Genomic DNA, 18,071 nt, shown 5'->3' with positions numbered 1-18,071 from the left:
TACCTCCACCGGGAGAACACGGGCCCCCCGCGGCTGGGCAATGGCCTCGACGGCGCTGAGAAAATAGTGGAGCGTCACCACAGTGCCGGAATGGATTTGATCCAGCACGGCGGCCAGATCCTCTAGGGGCACCAACTGCACCCGGATGCCCAAAGTCTGTTGGATTTGTTGGGCCATCAGTTGTCCTGTGCCCAGATCCCGATTGGGCACGCACACCAGCACTTGGGCACTGCAGCGCAACCGCCAGTCGATCTCCGCCAGCAGCAGATCCCGCACCTGCTCCAGAGAAAAGCCCTGTTGCTGAAGCTGATCGATGCCCTGGCGCACCTGCTGCAGGGCTTGTTGGGATCGATCCAGGTTTTCGCCCAGACTACAAGAGCGGTTAACCGCCTGGCGGGCGGAGCCGCTGACGTAAATGCCAGATCCAGCGCGCGTTTCCACCAGACCCATGGCCTCCAGTTGGTGGTAAACCTTGTGGATGGTGTTGCGGTGCAGGCCCGTCTGCATGGCCAACTGACGGGTGCTGGGCAGGCGATAGCCGGGAGGAAATTGCCCGCAGGCAATGCCAAAACAGAGTAAGTTGAAGAGCTGGACAGAGCCAGGGATCCCGCTCTCCGGCTGAATAGAAATGCGCATCATGGCCCGCCTGAAGAAACGAACCTAGTTGTTAGAGAGACCCAAAGACACGGGACTTTTGCCAAAAGAATTGCACCAACACCCCTAAGGATAGGCACTCGAGAACTGCTCTGGCGAGCTTTGTCCAGACGGGCACAGGGATCCCCTCTGTTGCCGCGCCCACCCCCAACCCGATGGCCGAGGATCCGGCCTCTGCATTCCAAGGCGGGGGATCCCGCCCTGGCCTTGTTACAGAAATTTAGAATCGTTACAATAGTTAGCATCTTTGCATTGCAGGTTTCATCTTATGGCACTCACTCAGCGCTTTCCCGTGCTGTTCGTCTCAGTTTTGCGTCACGACAGCGTAGCCCCGCGCTGGTCTCAAGTGGCGTGGACCGTCTTGCGGGTGGTGGCAGGGCTATTCATGATTCACAACGGCCTCGACAAACTGGCTGATATCGAGGGGTTTGCAACGGCTTATGTAGAAGTGATCGGGTTGCCTTTCCCGATCTTTTTTGCTTATGTAGCTGCCTATACTGAACTGATCGCAGCTCCGCTGGTGGCAGTGGGTTTGTTGACCCGCGCGGCGGCGTTGGGTTTGTTCGCCACGATGGCGGTGGCCATGTTCCACCACATCAAGGTGGCCGGCTTCAGCGTTCCTTATCTGGAGCTATCGGCTATCTACGCGGCCATCTTCTTGGCCTTTGCGGTGAATGGCGGCGGCTGGTTCTCTTTGGATCAGCTCTTGGCGAACGGTATTGAGGCGGGGCTGAACCGCTCCAGCCGACAAAAGTTGGAGAGCCTGGAGTCTTCGTTGCAGGCCACTGAGAAGGTAATTGCGCTGGGGGATCAAGAGGCTGAAGCCGCCGAAACCCCTCGCTCCTGAGCCAACTCAGGGACGGGGGTGAGGGCTAAAGGCGGCTGGCGGCTCGCTCCATCAGGCGTTGGTGGGTGGAGCGCACCGGCTCTCCCGGCCTAGGCTGCCGCTGCACATAGGTGCCATCGGGGCGCAGCTCCCAGGCCTGCCGGTTATCCGTCAGACAAATCTCCAAGATCGCCTTCAGCTCTTGCTGCAACAGGGGATCCTCTACAGGGGTCACCACCTCGACGCGGCGATCCAGGTTGCGGGTCATGTAGTCGGCGCTGCCGATGAAGTACTCTTCCTGGCCGTCGTTGTAGAAGTAGAAGATGCGGGAGTGCTCCAAAAAGCGCCCGATGATGCTGATAACGCGGATGCGCTCGCTCAGGCCCGGGATCCCTGGTTTTAGGCAGCACATGCCGCGCACAATGAGATCAATCTCCACCCCTGCCTGGCTAGCCTCGTAGAGCACTTGGATCATGCGTGGGTCGGTGAGGGAGTTGACCTTGACGATGATGCGCCCTTGGCGTCCTGCCTGGGCATGGCGCATCTCTCGCCGGATCAAGGCTTCCATGCCCTGGCGCAAGGTACGGGGGGCCACCAGCAGCTTGCGGAAGTGCCGCTGCCGCGAGTAGCCGGTTAGCAGGTTAAACAACTCGGTTACATCGTTGCAGAGGGTCTCGTTGCAGGTGAACAGGCCCAGATCGGTGTAGATACGGGCGGTCTTGGGGTTGTAGTTGCCGGTGCCGATGTGGACATAGCGCCGCAGGGATCCCCCCTCTTCCCGCACCACCAGGGCCAACTTGCAGTGGATCTTCAGCCCTGGCAGGCCATAGGCCACGTGCACCCCGGCTTTTTCCAGCTTCTTGGCCCAGAGGATGTTGTTTTCTTCGTCGAAACGGGCCTTCAGCTCCACCAGAGCGGCCACCTGCTTGCCGTTTTCGGCAGCCTGGATGAGGGATCCCACCACCGACGAATCGCCAGAGGTGCGGTAGAGGGTTTGCTTAATGGTGAGCACCTGCGGATCGTTGGCCGCCTCCTCCAGAAACCGTTCCACACTGGCAGCAAAGGAGTCGTAGGGGTGATGCACCAGCAGATCCCCTTCCCGGATGACGGAGAAGATATCCACCGGCTCGTCGCTCACCGAAGCGGTACGCAGGCGAGGCGGCGTGACGGGCCCCCAGGGAGGATCTTTTAAATCGGGTCGATCCAGGCTGAGAAAAGCCATCACCCCCCCCATGCTCAAAAGGCCATCCACCTCGTACACGGAGTCGCTGTCGAGGCGCAGCTCTTCGCAGAGCCGCTGTCGAATGGCAGACGGCATGGACTTGGCAATCTCCATGCGCACCACCGAGCCGAAGCGGCGCTTGCGCAGCTCTTCTTGAATGGCCGCGAGCAGATCGTCGGCTTCGTCCTCTTGGATTTCCAGATCGGCACCGCGGGTGATGCGGAAGGGGTAGTACTCCAGCACTTCCATGCCCACGAACAGCGCCTCCAGGTGGTGGGCAATCACCTGCTCCAGCGGCACAAAGCTTACCCCGTCCCGCAGCGGCACAAAGCGAGGCAGGGTGCTGGGCACCTTGATGCGGGCAAAGTGTTCCCTGCCGGTTTCCGGATCCCGCACCACCACCGCCAAGCTGAGGCTGAGGTTGGAGATGTAGGGGAAAGGATGGCCCGGATCCACCGCCAAGGGAGTGAGCACGGGAAACAACCGTTGGTCGAAATACTCCCGCAGCTCCTGCCGCTCCGGCTCGGCCAGCTCAGAAAAATCGCGGATGTGAATGCCTTGTTCCGCAAGCTTAGGCACCAATTCCTGCCGAAAACACTCGTGTACCTTTTGAATCAGGGGGCGCAGGTGCTGGGAAATCTGCCGCAGCTGCTGCTGCGGCGTGAGGCCATCGGGGGTCGGCAGCAGCACGCCTGTTTCCAACTGACGGCGAATCACCGCCACCCGCACCATAAAGAACTCGTCCAGGTTGCTTTCGAAAATAGCGAGGAACTTCAGCCGCTCCAAGAGGGGGGTGCGCTCGTCCAGGGCCTCGTGCAAAACCCGGGCGTTGAACTCAATCCAGCTCAGCTCCCGGTTGAAGTAGTGCTCCGGCAAGGCATAGCCCTCCTGGATGGGCGCAGTCGGGATCCCTGGCTGGCCAGCATTGGGGGGGCAACCTGTCGCATCGGGGTTGCGGGGCGACAAGGAGGAGTCCGTTTCCTTGGAGCGCGGAGTCATGGTGGCCGAGATCTGGGTTGTCTCAAAGCGTCAACAACGGCTGGAGCCGACCCAATCCTATCCTGCTGGGTTCTGCTTGGAGGAGGCGGAAGTGTCCAAAACAGGCTTGGGCGGGCGTTCTGGCAACAGCCCTTGGGAGCGGGTAAGCAGAATTACCTGCAGCAGGATCCCGATCAACAAAATGCGCAAGGGACCGGCCCGGGTGGCCCACTGGGGCGGCAGACGGTTGGTCAACCACTCGCTGCCCGACCACACCCCCCAAATGGCCAGCACCCCCAGCAGGGCGCCGCGATTGTTGCCGCTGCCCCCCGCGATCAACATCACCCAGACGATAAAGGTGGCAAACTCCGGCTGGAAGGCTTCCGGGCTGATGAAATTGACAAAGTGGGCATAGAGCGCCCCCGCCAGCCCCATCAGCATGGATCCCAGCACAAACGCCTGCAGGCGAAACTGGAGGACATCTTTGCCGGCGGCCAGGGTTGCCGGCTCATCCTCGCGGATGGCCCGCAGCACCCGTCCCCAGGGGGAGCGATAGGCCCGCTCACTCAGCCAGTAAACCACCGCCAAGACCAGCAGCACCAAGCCCAAGTAGAGCAGTGTATCCTGCCCTGGGATCCAGCCGCGAAAGGGGCGCGGAATGCGGGTGATGCCGCGCACCCCGTTGGTCAGCCAGCCCTCGTTCCTCAGGATTTGGCTGATGATCTCGGCAATGCCGATGGTGGCAATAGCCAAATAGTCGGAGCGCAGCTTCAGGGTGATCAAGCCAATCAAGAAGGCGATCGCACCGGCGGCGGCTACTGCTATGGCAAAGCCCACCCAGAACGGCAGATTGAACCCGCCCAGATGTTCAGGGGTGGGCGGCGTCGTGGCTATGGCGCTGGCGTAGGCCCCCACAGCAAAAAAGGCCCCCACGCCGATGTTGAACATGCCGGCATAGCCCCACTGGATATTGAGGCCCAGCACCAGCACGCCGTAGATCCCCACCAAAACCAAAAAGAAGATGGCGTAGCTCAACATCAGGCCCGCCCCCCCAATAGCCCTGTGGGCCGGAAGATCAGCATCAGCACCAAAATGGCGAAGGCTACCCCTGTTTTGTAAGCCGGATTGATCGCTAAAGTCGAGAACTCCTCCGCCAGGCCAATTACCAGCCCCCCAGCAATGGCTCCATAGGGACGGCCAATGCCGCCGAGAATGGCTGCCGCAAAAACGGGCAACAACAGCCGCCAGCCCATGGTGGGGTGCAGCCGCGTATCCAGGCCCAGGAAGATGCCCGCCACACAGGCCAAGGCGGCGCCGATGGCCCAAGTCCAGAGGATGATCCGCTCCGTCTCAATGCCGGTCACCTTGGCCAAGTCAAAATTGTCGGCCATGGCCCGCATCGCTTTGCCTACCCGCGTGCGCTGCAAAAACAGGTGCAGAGCCACCACCAGCAAGGCCGTTCCCACCAGAATCACCACCCAATCCGGCTTGATGCGCAGCCCCCCCAACTGCCAGGGCAACTGAATGCCGCTGCGGTACACCTGGTTGTTGGGCCCCCAAACGATCTGCACCAAGCTGCGCAAGATCAGGGCCGTGCCAAAAGAAGAAATGAGCAAAATCACCGGTGCTTCCCGGCGCAGGCGGCGATAGATCAGTTGGTCGATCCCCACCGCGCAAAGTGCCGTCGCCAAGGCCGCCGGGATCCAGCTCACCCCAATCGGCCAACCCAACCCGACAAACGTCAGAGCAAAATAGGCCCCCAAGGTCATCAGATCCCCGTGGGCAAAGTTGGCAAAACGCAAAATGCCGAACGTCAGCGACACCCCGATCGCCCCCAGGGCGTAGATGCTGCCCAGGACGAGGCCGTAGATAAAAAGCTGCAACAGTTGGGCCACCCTTGCCCCCGCAATACCCTGCCCTGATGATGCCACGGGTTTGTTAAAGCGGGATCCCATCCGGCCCAGCGGCAGGGTAGAGCTAGGGTAGGAGAAAGCGCGCAAGAGAGATCCATGCAGCCCAACTCTTCCCGGATCCCAGGTTGGCTAGTGGTTTTGGCCCTGCTGAGCGCTGCCTGTGGTGGGCCGGAGCCACCTCCAAGCAGGGATCCGGGTGTCCCGCGCGAGCCTATCTCCACTCCCCAGTTAATCTACGAAAACATCACTCTCACCCAGGCCAAACCTGACGGTGGCCTGCTCTGGCGCTTGCGGGCGCGCCTGGCCGAATACGAGTCCCCCCCAGAAAACGGCTCCACTCCCGTACAGTTGGGATCCGCCCATTTGCAGTCTATCGAGGGAGAGTTTTTCGACGCAGACAACCGCGCCATCCGCACCCGTGCCGAGCGAGGATCTGTGTACCCAGACGAGCGGCGGCTGGAATTGACGGGCCAAGTGGCGGTGGAATCGGAGCGGGATAACCTGCACCTGCAGGCAGAGCGGCTGCAGTGGCTGCCGGAACAGCGCCTCCTCGAAGCCGAGGGCCAGGTACAGGTGGAGCTGTTGGACGGCCAGGGATCCCTGTGGGGGGATCGTTTGCGCATCGACTTTGGCCAGGCCCAGATGCAACTGGAGAATTGGGATCCAAGCCAACCGGTGCGGGCCAAGTATCGCGATCCGGAGCTGGAGCTGACCGCCAGCCGCTTGCTCTGGAACTTTGGTGCCGGCGAGGTGCAGGCGTTGGGAGCAGTCGAGGTGGATGCCCCCCAGCAAAGGGTGCGCCTCAGCGGCGAGCAATTGCGGGCCCCGCTGCCCCTGACCGAGCTGCGCCTGCTGGGCAACGTGAAAGCCAAAGCCGTTCCCGTTGGCGGAACGGGATCCCTGCAGACCGGCCAAGAGCTGGAAGCCCAAGAGATCCGCTGGCGCATCGGCTCCACCCAACTGCAAGCCCTGGGCAATGTGCGCTACCGCCAGCCTGGACAAGCCCTGACTGTGAGCGGTGACCAAGGGATCCTGGATTGGCAGGCCAACACCGCCCGGATCCAAGGCAACAGCCAAACCCGGCTCACTTTGCCCTAGGAGCCGGCGACAAAGGGCCAACAAGAGCATGTCAAGATAGTTTAAGAACCGTGTTGGGTGGGTTGTGGTGAGGAGTTCAGCAATGGCAGAGACCGCCTGGGGGGAACGCCCCAACATTCTGTTGATCGTGCTGGATACCCAGCGGGCGGATCGCCTTTCCTGCTACTGGTCAGAGGAAGAGCGGGCCCGCCAAGTGCCCACCAGCCCCAACCTGGATCGGCTGGCCGCTGAGTCCACCCTCTTCGAGCGGGCCATCGCCCCCGCCCAGTGGACGATCCCCTCCCACGCCTCCCTGTTTACGGGGGAATACCCCAGCACCCACCAAACCGTTCAGGCAGACCTGGAGCTGAGCCCTGCTCTACCCACTCTGGCGGAGCTGTTGAAGCTGGGCGGCTACACCACCGTGGGCTTTTGCAACAACCCCCTGATCGGGATCCTGAAAAACGGCCTGCGGCGCGGCTTCGACACCTTCTACAACTACGGCGGGGCCCTACCCACCCGCCCTCCCGAAGGCAACCCTCTGCCGGCTCCCCTCAACCGCTGGCTGGCCGCCTACACCCAGTTTTGGCGCCGTCTCTCCTACCCGGTGCAAAATGCCTTTGCCCGCTCCGACACCCTTTTTCAGTTGGCGCTGCACCCCTGGTTTGCCTCCCTCTGGACCCGCCTGATGAACTTTAAGGGCAACACGGCTGCCTCCATCGCCGACCTGAACCGCTACCTGCAGCAGATAGCCCGCCGCCCTGCCGGAGCACCGCCTTTCTTTTGCTTCGTCAACCTAATGGAGCCCCACCTGCCCTACTGGCCGCCGGAGCCCTTTGTGCAGAAATACGCCCCCTACTTCAAGACCAACCGCGAGGCGCGCGACTTTTTGCGCCAGTACAACGCCCAGCCCTACCGCTGGATGGCGCCCCTGCCGCAGCCGCTTTCTCCCCTGCAAGCGCAGGTGCTCAGGGACATCTACGATGCCGAGGTGGCCTACCAGGATCACCTGCTGGGATCCGTCTTCGCCACCCTGCGCCACACCGGCCTGGAGCAGAACACTCTGGTGGCTATCGTCGCGGATCACGGCGAAGGCTTGGGGGAGCACGACTTCGTCGGCCATGCTTTTGTGGTTTACGAAGAGCTAATCCGCGTCCCCCTGATCCTGCATTACCCCGGCTATTTTCCGGCAGGAAAGCGCGTGGCCACCCCCGTTTCCACCCGCCGCCTCTTTCATACTCTCTTGGAAGCTGCCGGCTTCCGCCCCAGCCTTTCTCTAGCCAACGGCGCCCCCCGTATCAGCCTCAAGCTTCGCCGCGAGATCGCCCGCCTCAGCCTGACCCGCACCCTGGCCGGTGAGGATCCGGAGCAGGGGGTGGTGCTCAGCGAGGCCTTCCCGCCCCACCTTCTCCTGCGGGCCATGGAAAACCGCAACGACAGCCTGCTGCAGGCGCGCGCCTGTTACGACACCCGCCGAGCCCTCTACGAAGGGGTGACCAAGCTGATCCAAACCGGAGATCGCCCCAGCCTCTACAACCTGGAGCAGGATCCGGCGGAACTGCGGGATCTGCTCTTGGCCGGGATCCCTTCTGAGCCTGGTAGCCCTTCCCTTTCCCCCCAAACTTGGCTGACCCGCCTGCGGCAAGCCTTGAGGCAGTGGCTGGACTGGGCAGAGTCGCGCCGGCCCAGCACGGCTCCTCGCAAGGTAAATGTGGAAAGCGATGCAGACTTGGTACGGCAGATGCAAGAGCTGGGCTACCTGGAGTAGAGGCTATTCCAGCTCTCCTGCTTCCCCCACATGATCCCGCACATAGCCGTTTAAATCGTAGTCATCCGCCTCCTCGGGATCCGCTGTCGGCCAGTCCTCGTTTTGCCCGCCGATAATGACGCGGCTGAGGTGGATGTACTCGAGGCTAAGGGTGCGCAAGGCGTTGATCAACACGTCCAGCGCCAAGGCATCGGCAGTGCCCAGATCAAACCAGCAGCGGGCCCAGTTGTCCTTTTCCTCTAGGGATCCCATGTTGTGCATTAGAGAGGGCAGAGGATCCGAGTCGCTGGGGTACTCCAAATAGCTCAGATCCACCTCCGCCTCTTGGGCCACCAGGCGCTCGGCGTTGAATCCTCCCAACTTGCCCAGCACATACCACGATTCCAGCACCTCGTTGAGGTACTCCAGCTCAGCTTCGACCGGCGGCTCGGCAAACTCAAACCAGATCCAGAGATTTCCCGGATCGCACTCGCGAAACTCCACTTGCATGGACAGCTCCTCTGCTGCGGCCTAGCCCTTGATCTTAACTGCCAAGAGCGCGAGAACATAAGTCCCGCGCTGTATGCGTAGCAACCCTGCGGGAAGCAAGCTACAGCGCCGGGATACATGGAGTCTCGCTGCTTGCTTTCAATGCCCCCGAAGCAAGCATTTACCACCCCACTCCGGTTGTGGTAAAACGACCCCATATTGACCATGCACTACACCTACCGAATCTGCCCAGATGCCACACAGCAAGCCCAACTGCTGGAGTGGCTTGCAACATGCAGAGGCGGGTATCACTACGCTTTGCGCGAACTCAAAGACTGGGTTGCTTCGCGTCAGAGCCTTCTACAGACCAGATCTGCGATCGGTGAGGGAGCGACCGGGATCCATGTCTACGATCGAAGTCTTTGATGCGCAGCAGGTGGCCGGGCTGATCGAGAGCCTGGCAGCAGCGATCGCCAGGGATCACCCCCACCCCCAGAAGCTCACTCTGATCGGCATTCGCACTCGCGGAGTCCCCTTGGCCTACCGCCTGCGGGATCGGATTGCCGCTCGACTGGGGATCCCGCCCCAGGTCGGGGAGCTGGACATTACCTTTTTCCGAGACGACCTGGGCGCCGGCGGGCTGCGCACCCCCGATCGCAGCGAGATGCCCCGGGATCTGACTGGCCAGGAGGTGGTGCTGGTGGACGATGTTATCTTTCGGGGTCGCACCGTCCGCGCGGCTCTGGAAGCCCTGCATCACTTTGGGCGACCGGAACGGGTGCGCTTGGCCGTGCTGATCGACCGTGGTCACCGCCAGTTCCCCATCCAACCGGATTACTGCGGTTACCAGCTTCCCACGGAACCTGAGCAAAGGGTGAGGGTTCATCTGCGGGAAACCGATGCAGAAGAGCGGGTGTTGTTGATAGACCAAACAGCAAAGAGCGATCCCTAAGCTGGTGCTTGGGGTATTTTGGGGATGATCTGCCGCAACTCACCGCTATGTCTTGGTTGCCGGAGACCCGCCGTTACGCTGTTTTGGGCACGGGCGCCCTGGGGGGATTTTATGGGGCGAAATTGCAACAGGCAGGCTTTGCGGTGCATTTTCTGCTGCACAGCGACTATGACTATGTTCGCCAAAACGGCTTGTGGGTGCAGTCCTGCTGGGGGGATTTTCATTTGCCGCAGGTGAATGCCTACGCAGCAGTAGAGGACATGCCCCCTTGCGAAGGGGTGATCGTGGCTTTGAAAGCCACCCAAAATCACCTGCTGCCGCAGTTGCTCCCGCCCGTGTTGGCCGAGAATGGCGTGGTGATCGTGCTGCAAAATGGGCTGGGGGCGGAGCCGGAGGTTGCCGAGTGCGTCGGCCCTGAACGAGTCATGGGGGGCCTGTGTTTCATCAGCTCCAACAAGGTTGGCCCCGGCCACATTCATCATCTGGACTATGGGTCGGTGCTGCTGGCAGAATACGGCCCTAACTATGCCCCCCAAGGGATCACGCCCCGTCTTCAACAAGTTCAAGCCGATTTTCAACGGGCAGGGATCCCCACCACCCTCTCTCCGGATCTGATGTTGGCCCGCTGGCAAAAGTTGGTCTGGAACATTCCCTTCAACGGCCTCTCGGTGGTGTTCAACGCCGACACGCAGCAGATGATCCGCGACCCTGAGGCTCGTGCTTTGGCGGAAACGCTGATGCAGGAGGTGATCCAGGGAGCGGCGGCCTGTGATCGCCTGCTTCCCGATTCCCTGATCCCAGAAATGCTCACCAACACCGAGAAGATGGCTCCCTACCGCACCAGCATGAAGATCGACTACGAGCGCAAACGTCCTCTGGAACTGCAGGCAATCTTTGGCAACCCACTGCGCTATGCCCGACAAGCCGGGATCCACTTGCCGCGGGTGGAAATGCTCCACCGGCAGTTGCAGGTGTTGGATCGCCTGAATCGAGGGATCCCTGTCGCTCAGCAGGCTTGAGTTTTTCAAGATCAGCGGCGCCTGTAAACTACCCGACTCCGACCGCTAAGCGGTACGGAGCGGGCTTAAGCGCTCCGCAAAGCCGACAAGGTTGCCTCTAGCTTCACGGCTTGCGAAGCAGACACCTTGAGCTTGCAGGAGATAGTCAGGACTTGGGTCATGTTGCAACTATACGTCGTCTGCATTCCTCCCGACCCTGACCCTACAGGGCGGGCCTCCTGCGGTTTCTAGCTGAAGCTAGGTCAGGCTTTTTCCTCCGCTGGCGGGTAGACTGAGCGCCAGTCGGGTACCGTTGCTCTGGCCTTATGCCGCTGGGATCCACCCACGATCGCATCACCCTCTGGACGGCCCCCGGCATCACCTTGGCCGCCGGTTTGTTGGGGAATAGCACCACCGTTGCTCTGGCTGTGGGATCCGCCTATCTGTTCAGTGGCCTGATGTTTTCTGGAGATCTGGACACCTGTTCTCGACAGTACCAACGCTGGCTGTTCTTGCGCTGGATTTGGCTGCCCTACCGCAAGTGGATGCGGCATCGCTCCTTCTGGTCGCATGGGCCCATCGTGGGCACCGCCCTGCGGGTGCTGTACTTGAGCCTATGGGCCGGCGGAGTTGGCCTGCCGGTGGCTTGGCTGGGATCCCGGTTGGGCTGGTGGATGTGGCAGCCTTGGGTGTGGCGCAGCGATCTCTGGCAATGGCTGCAAGTTCACGCCGAGATCCTGTTTTGGATTGGGATGGGGTTGGAGCTGGGATCGGCCAACCACAGCCTCAGCGATTGGATGGTCTCCAACTGGAAACGCTGGCGCAAAAAACGCCGTCAGGTTCGCTCCAGGCCACTCGGCTATCGTCGCTAGATCCCCGTTGGACCAAGAGTAAACTACCCCACACTTGAACCTGTTGCTGTCCTGTGCCTGCAAGCCCGCCCTCCTGAGAAGACTTAACGGCCAATCTTTGTCAATTGCCCCCGCCCCCTCTGTCCGACTCCCGTGGCTTGATGCAAATTATTCCTACTTTGTCGGCTATGTATTGCAATTTAGTCTCAATAGAGTTATGCTGTTACTCAGTTGAGTGGTGGAGTTCTATCCATCAGTCTTCCTCTCTTGTCTTGGATGTGACAGGGATCCCGCGCCGGCGGAACTGGCCATCCTGCCTTTGGCAGGGATCCCTTTCTCTCTTCTTCGGCTTTAGCCGAGCTTCTGGGTTAATGAGAGTCAGTCCTAGTTAATGAGGGGATAGTTTCTGCTGGAGTGGGTCGAGCTGCGGAGGTGGCGGTGTGCGGCAATAACAGCGGCTGAGGGCCGGAAGACAAGACCTAATACATACAAAAGTCGCTGCGCCAGTTGTCTTTGTAAACCCGTTGCAAGCTAAGGGGAAGGGCTAACTTTTTGGGGCAAACTGTCTGTCCTAAACCTTGTGTTGCTGTTTAAAAAAATGTGTTGAGTCAAAGAGAAATTCGAGAAAAAATCGAGAAAAAAGTTGAATCGTGCGGGAAGAATCGGTTAAAATCTAGCTGGCGTTAACGCTAACCGCGACGAAGAGATCGGAGGGAGGAAAACCTAACAGCCTCTCTCCTTTTTTCTGTAGAAATTACTCTCACTTTCAACCTCTATAGTCACTTCAAGTAGCAACACAACGTTTCTCTACATCGCTATTGCTAGGCAACGCTGTCGCGAACGCGCCGCTCTAACTCCCCTCTCCCTCAGGGAGAGGGGCTGGGGGTGAGGGATGTCCCTCAGGGAGAGGAGGTGGGGGTGAGGGATGTCCCCCAGGGAGAGGGGCCGGGGGTGAGGGCAGCGACGCGGAGCGCTTGGGTCGGCGGCAATAGCAAACTTGATACTAAAGGGTTGCACCTCGGTCTTGTAACCATTGGACAGCCAAGCTGTGTTGGCGTTTTTGGGCATAGGCCAAAGGAGTATGCCCATCTTCATTGCGAGGGTTCAATTCGGCCCCATTTTCCAGCAAAAGTTCCAGGATTGCCACATGCCCCTCCCAAGCAGCCCAGTGCATCGGTGTTGCCCCAAATCGGTTGCGCGCATTGACATTGGCCCCATACAAGAGCAGAAAGCGAGCAATGCCCAGTTGCCCTTGGGTAGCAGCCTCGTGCAGAGGAGTTCGACCGGTTGCATCGGCGGCATCCACCGGCGCTCCTTTGGATAACAGGCGGGCCAGGATGCTTTTTCGTCCGGTGGTCGTGGCCCAATGGAGAACGCCAGAGGTATTGGCTCCTTTTTGGATGAGCAGACCGATCACCTCTGCCTGATCGGTTAAGGCAGCCCGATGGAGAGGGGTATATCCATAGCCATCTGGAAGGTTGATGTCGCTGCCTGCCCTCAAAAGACGCTCCACCAGCTTGACCCGACCGCTGGCGGCGGCCAAATGGAGCGGGGTGACACCTGTGGGATCCAAGGCATTGGGAGAAGCACCATGGGCCAAGAGCAAATCCAGCAGTTCCAAATTGCCAAGCAGTGTTGCTTTATGAAGCAAGGTCAGTCCTTGAGCATCGACAGCATTCACATCTTCCCCTTGCTGCAAATGGGATAATAATTGCTCTTGATCTTGATCTGCAAGAGCTTGATGAAGGGCTTCACTCATAGTCGATCGATAGAAGTCAAAGAAACCGATTGGGAATGGGGTTTCCAAATAACTTGGGCAAAGTCTAACACCGGATCCCTACCCTTGAGGTAGCTACAGGAAGAGAGACCTCTGCGTGCTCAGTCAAAGTGGCATTACAGCATCAAGCCCCAGCTAGGAGAACAACTTTCCATGAGATCGCATGAGCGCCGAGAAGATCCCTTGGTTTAGCCCGGCTTGGCATGGCATGATCATCGGCATAATCAGGGGTCGGAGCTGACTTTTGGCCCAGGTTCTGCCACTCTCAATTCCCTTCCTTCTGCCACCGCTCATGGACTACTACGCGATTCTCAACCTATCGCCGGAAGCGGACATCGAAGATATCAAGCAAGCCTTTCGCCGGTTGGCGCGGCAGTTTCACCCCGATGTGGCAGGGGAGGGATCTCGAGAGCGGTTCCAGCAAATCTATCAGGCCTACCAAGTGCTGAGCGACCCCGAGCAGCGGCGGCGCTACGATGCCCAGCGTCAATCTCCTCCTGCCGCCGGCCAGAGGCGGGTGGTCATCCGCACCGCCGGCTCTTCATCGGCAGAGCACCTCGATCCGGAATTGCTCAAAGAAGGGATTGCCCGCGTCAAGGCAGCCTGGCGCGAGCGTAAGTTGCCCACGGCAGTGGCTCTGGCAGAGGCGCTGTTGAAACGGTTTCCCAACTCCGGCGAGGCCATCCACCTCTTGGCTTTGGCCTACCAGCGCTTCGGCAACCACTTGATCTACGAGGGTCGCCACCAGCAGGCGGAAGCTTACCTGAGAAAGGCTTTGGCTATGGAGCCCCACAACCGGGAATTGACCTTTGAAATCCGGCGAGACTTGGCTCGTCTGGGATCCCGCTAGCTTACCTGGGGCGAGATCCCCAACTGCTGGGCGGCCCACTGCCGGAGCTGTTGGCGGTTCACCTTGCCCTGGAGATTGCGCGGGATCCCGGTGCACCACAGCCAGCGCTTCGGATGCTTGAAGGGACTCAGTTGGCGGCTCAGGTGTTGCTTGAGGCGCATCTCCAGCTCTTGGGGGATCGCCGGGAGCCCGGTTTTGGGGACGACCACCGCCACCACCTGCTGCCCCCATTCGGCATCGGGCAGACCCAGCACCCACACATCGTCCACCCAGCCGCTGGCCCGAACCTCTCCTTCCACCTCGGCAGCCATCACTTTTTCTCCGCCAGTCAGGATCAGGTCGTCGGCGCGACCCAACCAAAAGAGGTGGCCCTGCGAGTCCAGATAGCCCCAATCGCCGGGGGTGAAGCCTTGCTGATGCCATTGGCGCAAACCAAAGTGCTCCGCACCGCTGACGCGAAGGGCGGCCTGGGGGTAATGGCCCAGTGCCAGCGACTTGGCCCGGATGTGGATGAATCCCACGGCATCGCTGGGCAAGGGATCCCCTTGTTCACTGCGGATCTGGAGCGTGGCGTGGGGCAGGGGCCGGCCCAGGCTGTCGTTTCCTTGCCAAAAAGCCTCCGGCAGAAGCGTACAGACTTGGGAAGCCGTTTCGGTCATGCCGTAGGTGAGGGCAAGGGGCAGGTGCAGTTGTCGGGCCTGTTGCCGCAAGCTGGGCCAGGTGGGGCCACCACCGACCAAAATGGCGCGAAATTGGCGCAGGCTCTCCACAACTCCCGGCTGGGGGTTGAGCAACAGCCGTTGCAACTGAGTGGGTACCAGCGATAGAAAACTCCCCGGCAAGGGGGGATCCCAGGCCTCGGCTTGCTGTTGCCGTTTCCAATCCCAGACGATCCACTGCCCACCGGTCAGCCAGGAGCGAACAGCCTGCATCAGGCCGCTGATGTGGTGCAGGGGCAGCAGGCAATAGCTATGGACGCAGTCCACGCCGAAGTGCTGTTGGTGGGCCTTGGCCGAGGCGCTGAGGGTACGCCAAGAGTGGATTGCCCATTTCACCTGGCCGCCGGAGCCGCCGGTAGGGATCCCGATCAACGGCCAATGGGAGCCGGGTACAGCCTCCCGCAGAGAGGGGTTCAATGGGCTGGGATCCCCCTCCAGCCGGCCTTGCCGCCAGCGCCAGCCGCCTCCCAGGCCGGCCACAGCCTGGGCCCACTCTCGTTCTCCCCACTTGGGATTGCCCAAGAAGAGCGGGATCCCCAGTTTTTGACAGGTCAAAACGGCGGCCCACACCTGCAGCGGATCTGAGTCTGCCAGCAGCAGGGGAGCTGTCTTTTCTGCCAAGGGGCGCAATTGCTCTTCCAGTCCAGACAGGCGCTCCCGCCAAGTAACGGAGTGGCAACAGGGGTTCGGAAACATGCTTGGGCCGGTTTGGTCGGTCATCATGCAACTAAAGCGGAGCACCGCCGACACTAGACACAGAATAGCTTGGACTCCACAAGGCAGTTTTGTTGTGTGGCTTGAGCTCATCCGTCGAGAAGCCCCGCCCTCTGTCTGCGCACTGCAAAACCTCACCGGGCTGAGAATGCTGCTGGAAGTCCGGCTGGCCATTGGCCCTGCTCGTGAGCCAATTGCGTTCTGCAAAAGATCTGCATAATTTGGATAATCTGGACAAAGGGACGAGGTAAAGTCATGCCTTGGGAGCTGGGGCGGTTTTGGAACACGCTGACCTACTACGAGGCGTTGCCCTTTGCCGACTTCTGGCGCTGGGTTCAGAATGGGTTGCAAAGCCCAGCAGTTAACTGTATGCCTCCTTCCCTGACTCCGGCCACTTCCCTTCCGGTGGTTCTTTTGGGCGATGGCCTGCCCGAAGGTTTGGCAGAGGCGTTGCACCGGCAGGGAGCAGCGGTGGGGCAGAGCCAGGACTGGCTGACGGCCAGGGTGATCTTAGGGCTGGGAGCGCCAGAGACGGCCAAGGCTCACCTGGAGCGGCTACGCCGCAGTGGACAGACGGAACAGATGCTCTTTGACTTCCGCCGGCCCGATCCCCAGTTGAACCAGTTCTGGGGCATCCTGGACGATGTGGTGATGGGCGGGGTGAGCCAAAGCCAACTGCTCTGGGGAGAGGGCGAGCTGCTGTTTACGGGCCAGGTTTCCACGGCCAACTTCGGCGGCTTTGTTTCCACCCGCACGCGCAATTGGCAGCCGCCCTTGGATGCCTCAGGGTTTGCCGGCCTGGAGCTGCGGCTACGGGGCGATGGACAGCGCTACAAGGTTCTGCTGCGGGATCAAGGGGGCTGGGACAGCCCGGCCTACAGCTATGCTTTCGACACCACCCCAGGGGAGGAGCAGACTGTTCAAGTTCCTTTTGCCGAGATGGTGCCCACCTTTCGCGCCCGCCGGGTTGCCGCTCCCCCCTTGAATACCCGCCAGATCCATTCGCTGCAACTGATGCTGAGCAAGTTTGAAGCCGACGGCAGCCCCAACCCCCGTTTTCGGCCTGGGCCGTTTCGGCTGGGCGTGCGTTGGATCGGGCTCTATCGCCAGGAGCCGCTGCCGCAACTGATTGGGGTGGCGCGGGGATCCCTGGCGCCCGATTGGGTGGCGGCCCTGCAGGAGAGCTCCAGCCGTTGGTGTGGGGTGGAGATTCCCGCCGAGATCGAGGGATCCACCTTAGCCGCTCACCTACTGCGCCTTTTGCGCTCGCCCGCCAGTGTGGGCCGGGTGGTGCCCCTGCAAGCCTTCCATGGCTAAGCTTCTTGGCGGCCTCCAGGGATCCCTAGGAATGGGGCTTTTGGCCCTCCTGTGGCTGGGGGCGGGCCAGGGGATCCCTTACCTATTTGACTGGGACGAGCTCATTTACGCCAGCTTGGCGCGGCAGATGCTGGCCAGCGGCGATCCCCTGGCTTTGCAGATCAACGGCGAGCCCTTCTACGAGAAGCCGCCCCTGTTTTTCTGGCTGCAGGCCCTGGCGATGGCGGCCCTGGGGATCAACGAAGGGGCGGCGCGGCTGCCCAATGCGTTTGCCGGCGGCATCACGGTGGCCCTCTTGGTGGCGTGGGGAGCGCGGCTGCGCGGGGTGGGGTTTGGCTGCCTCTGGGGGGTCCTGCTCCTGACGGGCTACCTGCCTTTGTTTTTCTACAAAACCGGCCTCATCGACCCGCTGCTGAATTTGGGCATGGGCGTGGGGCTGGGATCCCTTTGGGCTGCTGACGAGGCCTGCCGGGCCGGCCGCTCCGGGCAGGGGTGGAGCGCTCTGGGCGCGCTGGCCTTGGGCCTGGCGGTGTTGGCCAAGGGGCCGGTGGGGCTGGTGTTGCCGCTGGGCATCTGGGCCCTCTACAAGCTCTGGCAGCGGGATCCGCCAAGGCGGTGGGGGGAGATGGTGGCCTTCCTCGGCTTGGCGGGGGCTATTCCTCTGGCCTGGCTGGCGCTGGAAGCAGCGGCGCGGGGGCTGCAGTGGCTGGCGGCGTTTTGGCACTACCAGTGGGGTTTGGTGAGTACCCCCAGCGGCCACCCCGGCCCAGTCTATTTTCATCTGCTGGCCTTTGCTCTAGGGTGTTTTCCCTGGGCGGCTCCGGCCTTGGCCGAGATCTTGGCCAGCCTCCATAGGCACAGTAACCCGGCAGGGGCGGATTTAACTCAGCGGGCAGAACGCCTGCTGTTGGTGGCCTTCGGGGTGGTGCTGGCTCTGTTTTCGCTCTTAGTGCAAACCAAGTTGATCCACTACACCTCGCTGCTTTA

General features: G+C 61.0%; 17 protein-coding genes. 10 read left to right on the top strand and 7 right to left on the bottom strand.

Features of this window, described 5'->3' with window-relative positions:
• A partial coding sequence (locus tag NW857_RS07735; RefSeq protein WP_414368545.1) for a GntR family transcriptional regulator occupies positions 1-639 on the bottom strand: 639 nt, incomplete at its 3' end.
• Positions 640-922: 283 nt separating this feature from the next.
• On the opposite strand from NW857_RS07735, the gene NW857_RS07730 reads away from it, so the two are divergent.
• Positions 923-1,501, top strand: coding sequence for a DoxX family protein (locus NW857_RS07730; RefSeq protein WP_414334035.1), 579 nt, complete (start codon positions 923-925; stop codon positions 1,499-1,501).
• Between the two features lie 25 nt (positions 1,502-1,526).
• Here NW857_RS07730 and NW857_RS07725 read toward each other — a convergent pair whose 3' ends face one another.
• From NW857_RS07725 to NW857_RS07715, 3 genes are read right to left on the bottom strand one after another with little or no spacing between them, the layout of a single operon-like run.
• Positions 1,527-3,701, bottom strand: coding sequence for an RNA degradosome polyphosphate kinase (locus tag NW857_RS07725; RefSeq protein WP_414334033.1), 2,175 nt, complete (start codon positions 3,699-3,701; stop codon positions 1,527-1,529).
• A gap of 57 nt (positions 3,702-3,758) precedes the next feature.
• Positions 3,759-4,718 carry a branched-chain amino acid ABC transporter permease gene (locus NW857_RS07720; protein WP_414334031.1) on the bottom strand — a complete coding sequence of 320 codons (960 nt, stop codon included), beginning with the start codon at positions 4,716-4,718 and terminating at the stop codon, positions 3,759-3,761.
• Positions 4,718-5,680 carry a branched-chain amino acid ABC transporter permease gene (locus NW857_RS07715; protein ID WP_414347092.1) on the bottom strand — a complete coding sequence of 321 codons (963 nt, stop codon included), beginning with the start codon at positions 5,678-5,680 and terminating at the stop codon, positions 4,718-4,720. Before NW857_RS07715 ends, NW857_RS07720 begins: the two co-directional genes overlap by 1 nt.
• 9 nt (positions 5,681-5,689) lie before the next feature.
• Between NW857_RS07715 and lptC the strand changes: the two genes are divergently transcribed.
• Together lptC and NW857_RS07705 are read left to right on the top strand one after the other, a co-directional pair.
• Positions 5,690-6,691: an LPS export ABC transporter periplasmic protein LptC gene (lptC, locus tag NW857_RS07710; protein ID WP_414368542.1), complete on the top strand. Its 1,002-nt coding sequence runs from the start codon at positions 5,690-5,692 to the stop codon at positions 6,689-6,691.
• 82 nt (positions 6,692-6,773) lie between these two features.
• Positions 6,774-8,438, top strand: coding sequence for a sulfatase (locus NW857_RS07705; protein ID WP_414368539.1), 1,665 nt, complete (start codon positions 6,774-6,776; stop codon positions 8,436-8,438).
• A 3-nt stretch (positions 8,439-8,441) separates the two neighbouring features.
• Here NW857_RS07705 and NW857_RS07700 read toward each other — a convergent pair whose 3' ends face one another.
• Positions 8,442-8,927 carry a DUF3531 family protein gene (locus tag NW857_RS07700; RefSeq protein ID WP_414334024.1) on the bottom strand — a complete coding sequence of 162 codons (486 nt, stop codon included), beginning with the start codon at positions 8,925-8,927 and terminating at the stop codon, positions 8,442-8,444.
• Between the two features lie 204 nt (positions 8,928-9,131).
• On the opposite strand from NW857_RS07700, the gene NW857_RS07695 reads away from it, so the two are divergent.
• The 4 genes from NW857_RS07695 to NW857_RS07680 all read left to right on the top strand — a co-directional run bounded on the left by NW857_RS07695 (position 9,132) and on the right by NW857_RS07680 (position 11,728).
• Positions 9,132-9,332, top strand: coding sequence for a helix-turn-helix domain-containing protein (locus NW857_RS07695; RefSeq protein ID WP_414334022.1), 201 nt, complete (start codon positions 9,132-9,134; stop codon positions 9,330-9,332).
• Complete coding sequence (pyrR, locus tag NW857_RS07690; protein WP_414334020.1) at positions 9,310-9,858, top strand: bifunctional pyr operon transcriptional regulator/uracil phosphoribosyltransferase PyrR; 549 nt, start codon at positions 9,310-9,312, stop codon at positions 9,856-9,858. The genes NW857_RS07695 and pyrR overlap by 23 nt, the downstream gene beginning before the upstream one ends.
• 47 nt (positions 9,859-9,905) lie before the next feature.
• Positions 9,906-10,877 carry a putative 2-dehydropantoate 2-reductase gene (locus tag NW857_RS07685; RefSeq protein ID WP_414334019.1) on the top strand — a complete coding sequence of 324 codons (972 nt, stop codon included), beginning with the start codon at positions 9,906-9,908 and terminating at the stop codon, positions 10,875-10,877.
• Between the two features lie 305 nt (positions 10,878-11,182).
• The gene (locus NW857_RS07680) at positions 11,183-11,728 is read left to right on the top strand and encodes a metal-binding protein (protein ID WP_414336194.1); all 546 of its coding nucleotides are present in this window, start codon (positions 11,183-11,185) and stop codon (positions 11,726-11,728) included.
• A 982-nt stretch (positions 11,729-12,710) separates the two neighbouring features.
• On the opposite strand, the gene NW857_RS07675 is transcribed toward NW857_RS07680, so the two are convergent.
• A complete protein-coding gene (locus NW857_RS07675; protein ID WP_414335516.1) occupies positions 12,711-13,466 on the bottom strand; it encodes an ankyrin repeat domain-containing protein in 756 nt (251 codons plus the stop codon).
• 310 nt (positions 13,467-13,776) lie between these two features.
• Here NW857_RS07675 and NW857_RS07670 point away from each other — a divergent pair, with 310 nt between their 5' ends.
• A complete protein-coding gene (locus NW857_RS07670; RefSeq protein ID WP_414335518.1) occupies positions 13,777-14,334 on the top strand; it encodes a DnaJ domain-containing protein in 558 nt (185 codons plus the stop codon).
• On the opposite strand, the gene NW857_RS07665 is transcribed toward NW857_RS07670, so the two are convergent.
• Positions 14,331-15,749, bottom strand: a complete 1,419-nt coding sequence (locus NW857_RS07665; RefSeq protein ID WP_414335520.1) for a 2-succinylbenzoate--CoA ligase — start codon at positions 15,747-15,749, stop codon at positions 14,331-14,333. The two genes, NW857_RS07670 and NW857_RS07665, sit on opposite strands and share 4 nt — an antisense overlap.
• Positions 15,750-16,022: 273 nt before the next feature.
• Between NW857_RS07665 and NW857_RS07660 the strand changes: the two genes are divergently transcribed.
• Together NW857_RS07660 and NW857_RS07655 are read left to right on the top strand one after the other, a co-directional pair.
• Entirely contained in the window at positions 16,023-17,084 is a 1,062-nt protein-coding gene (locus NW857_RS07660; RefSeq protein WP_414338513.1) for a CIA30 family protein, read from the top strand.
• Positions 17,077-18,071 (top strand): ArnT family glycosyltransferase (locus NW857_RS07655; RefSeq protein ID WP_414368536.1); only part of this gene is annotated, 995 nt, incomplete at its 3' end. The genes NW857_RS07660 and NW857_RS07655, both read left to right, overlap by 8 nt.

This window comes from Synechococcus sp. H55.9 (assembly GCF_047462355.1).
Classification (GTDB): domain Bacteria; phylum Cyanobacteriota; class Cyanobacteriia; order Thermostichales; family Thermostichaceae; genus Thermostichus.
This window is presented reverse-complemented; position numbering and strand designations above follow the sequence as displayed.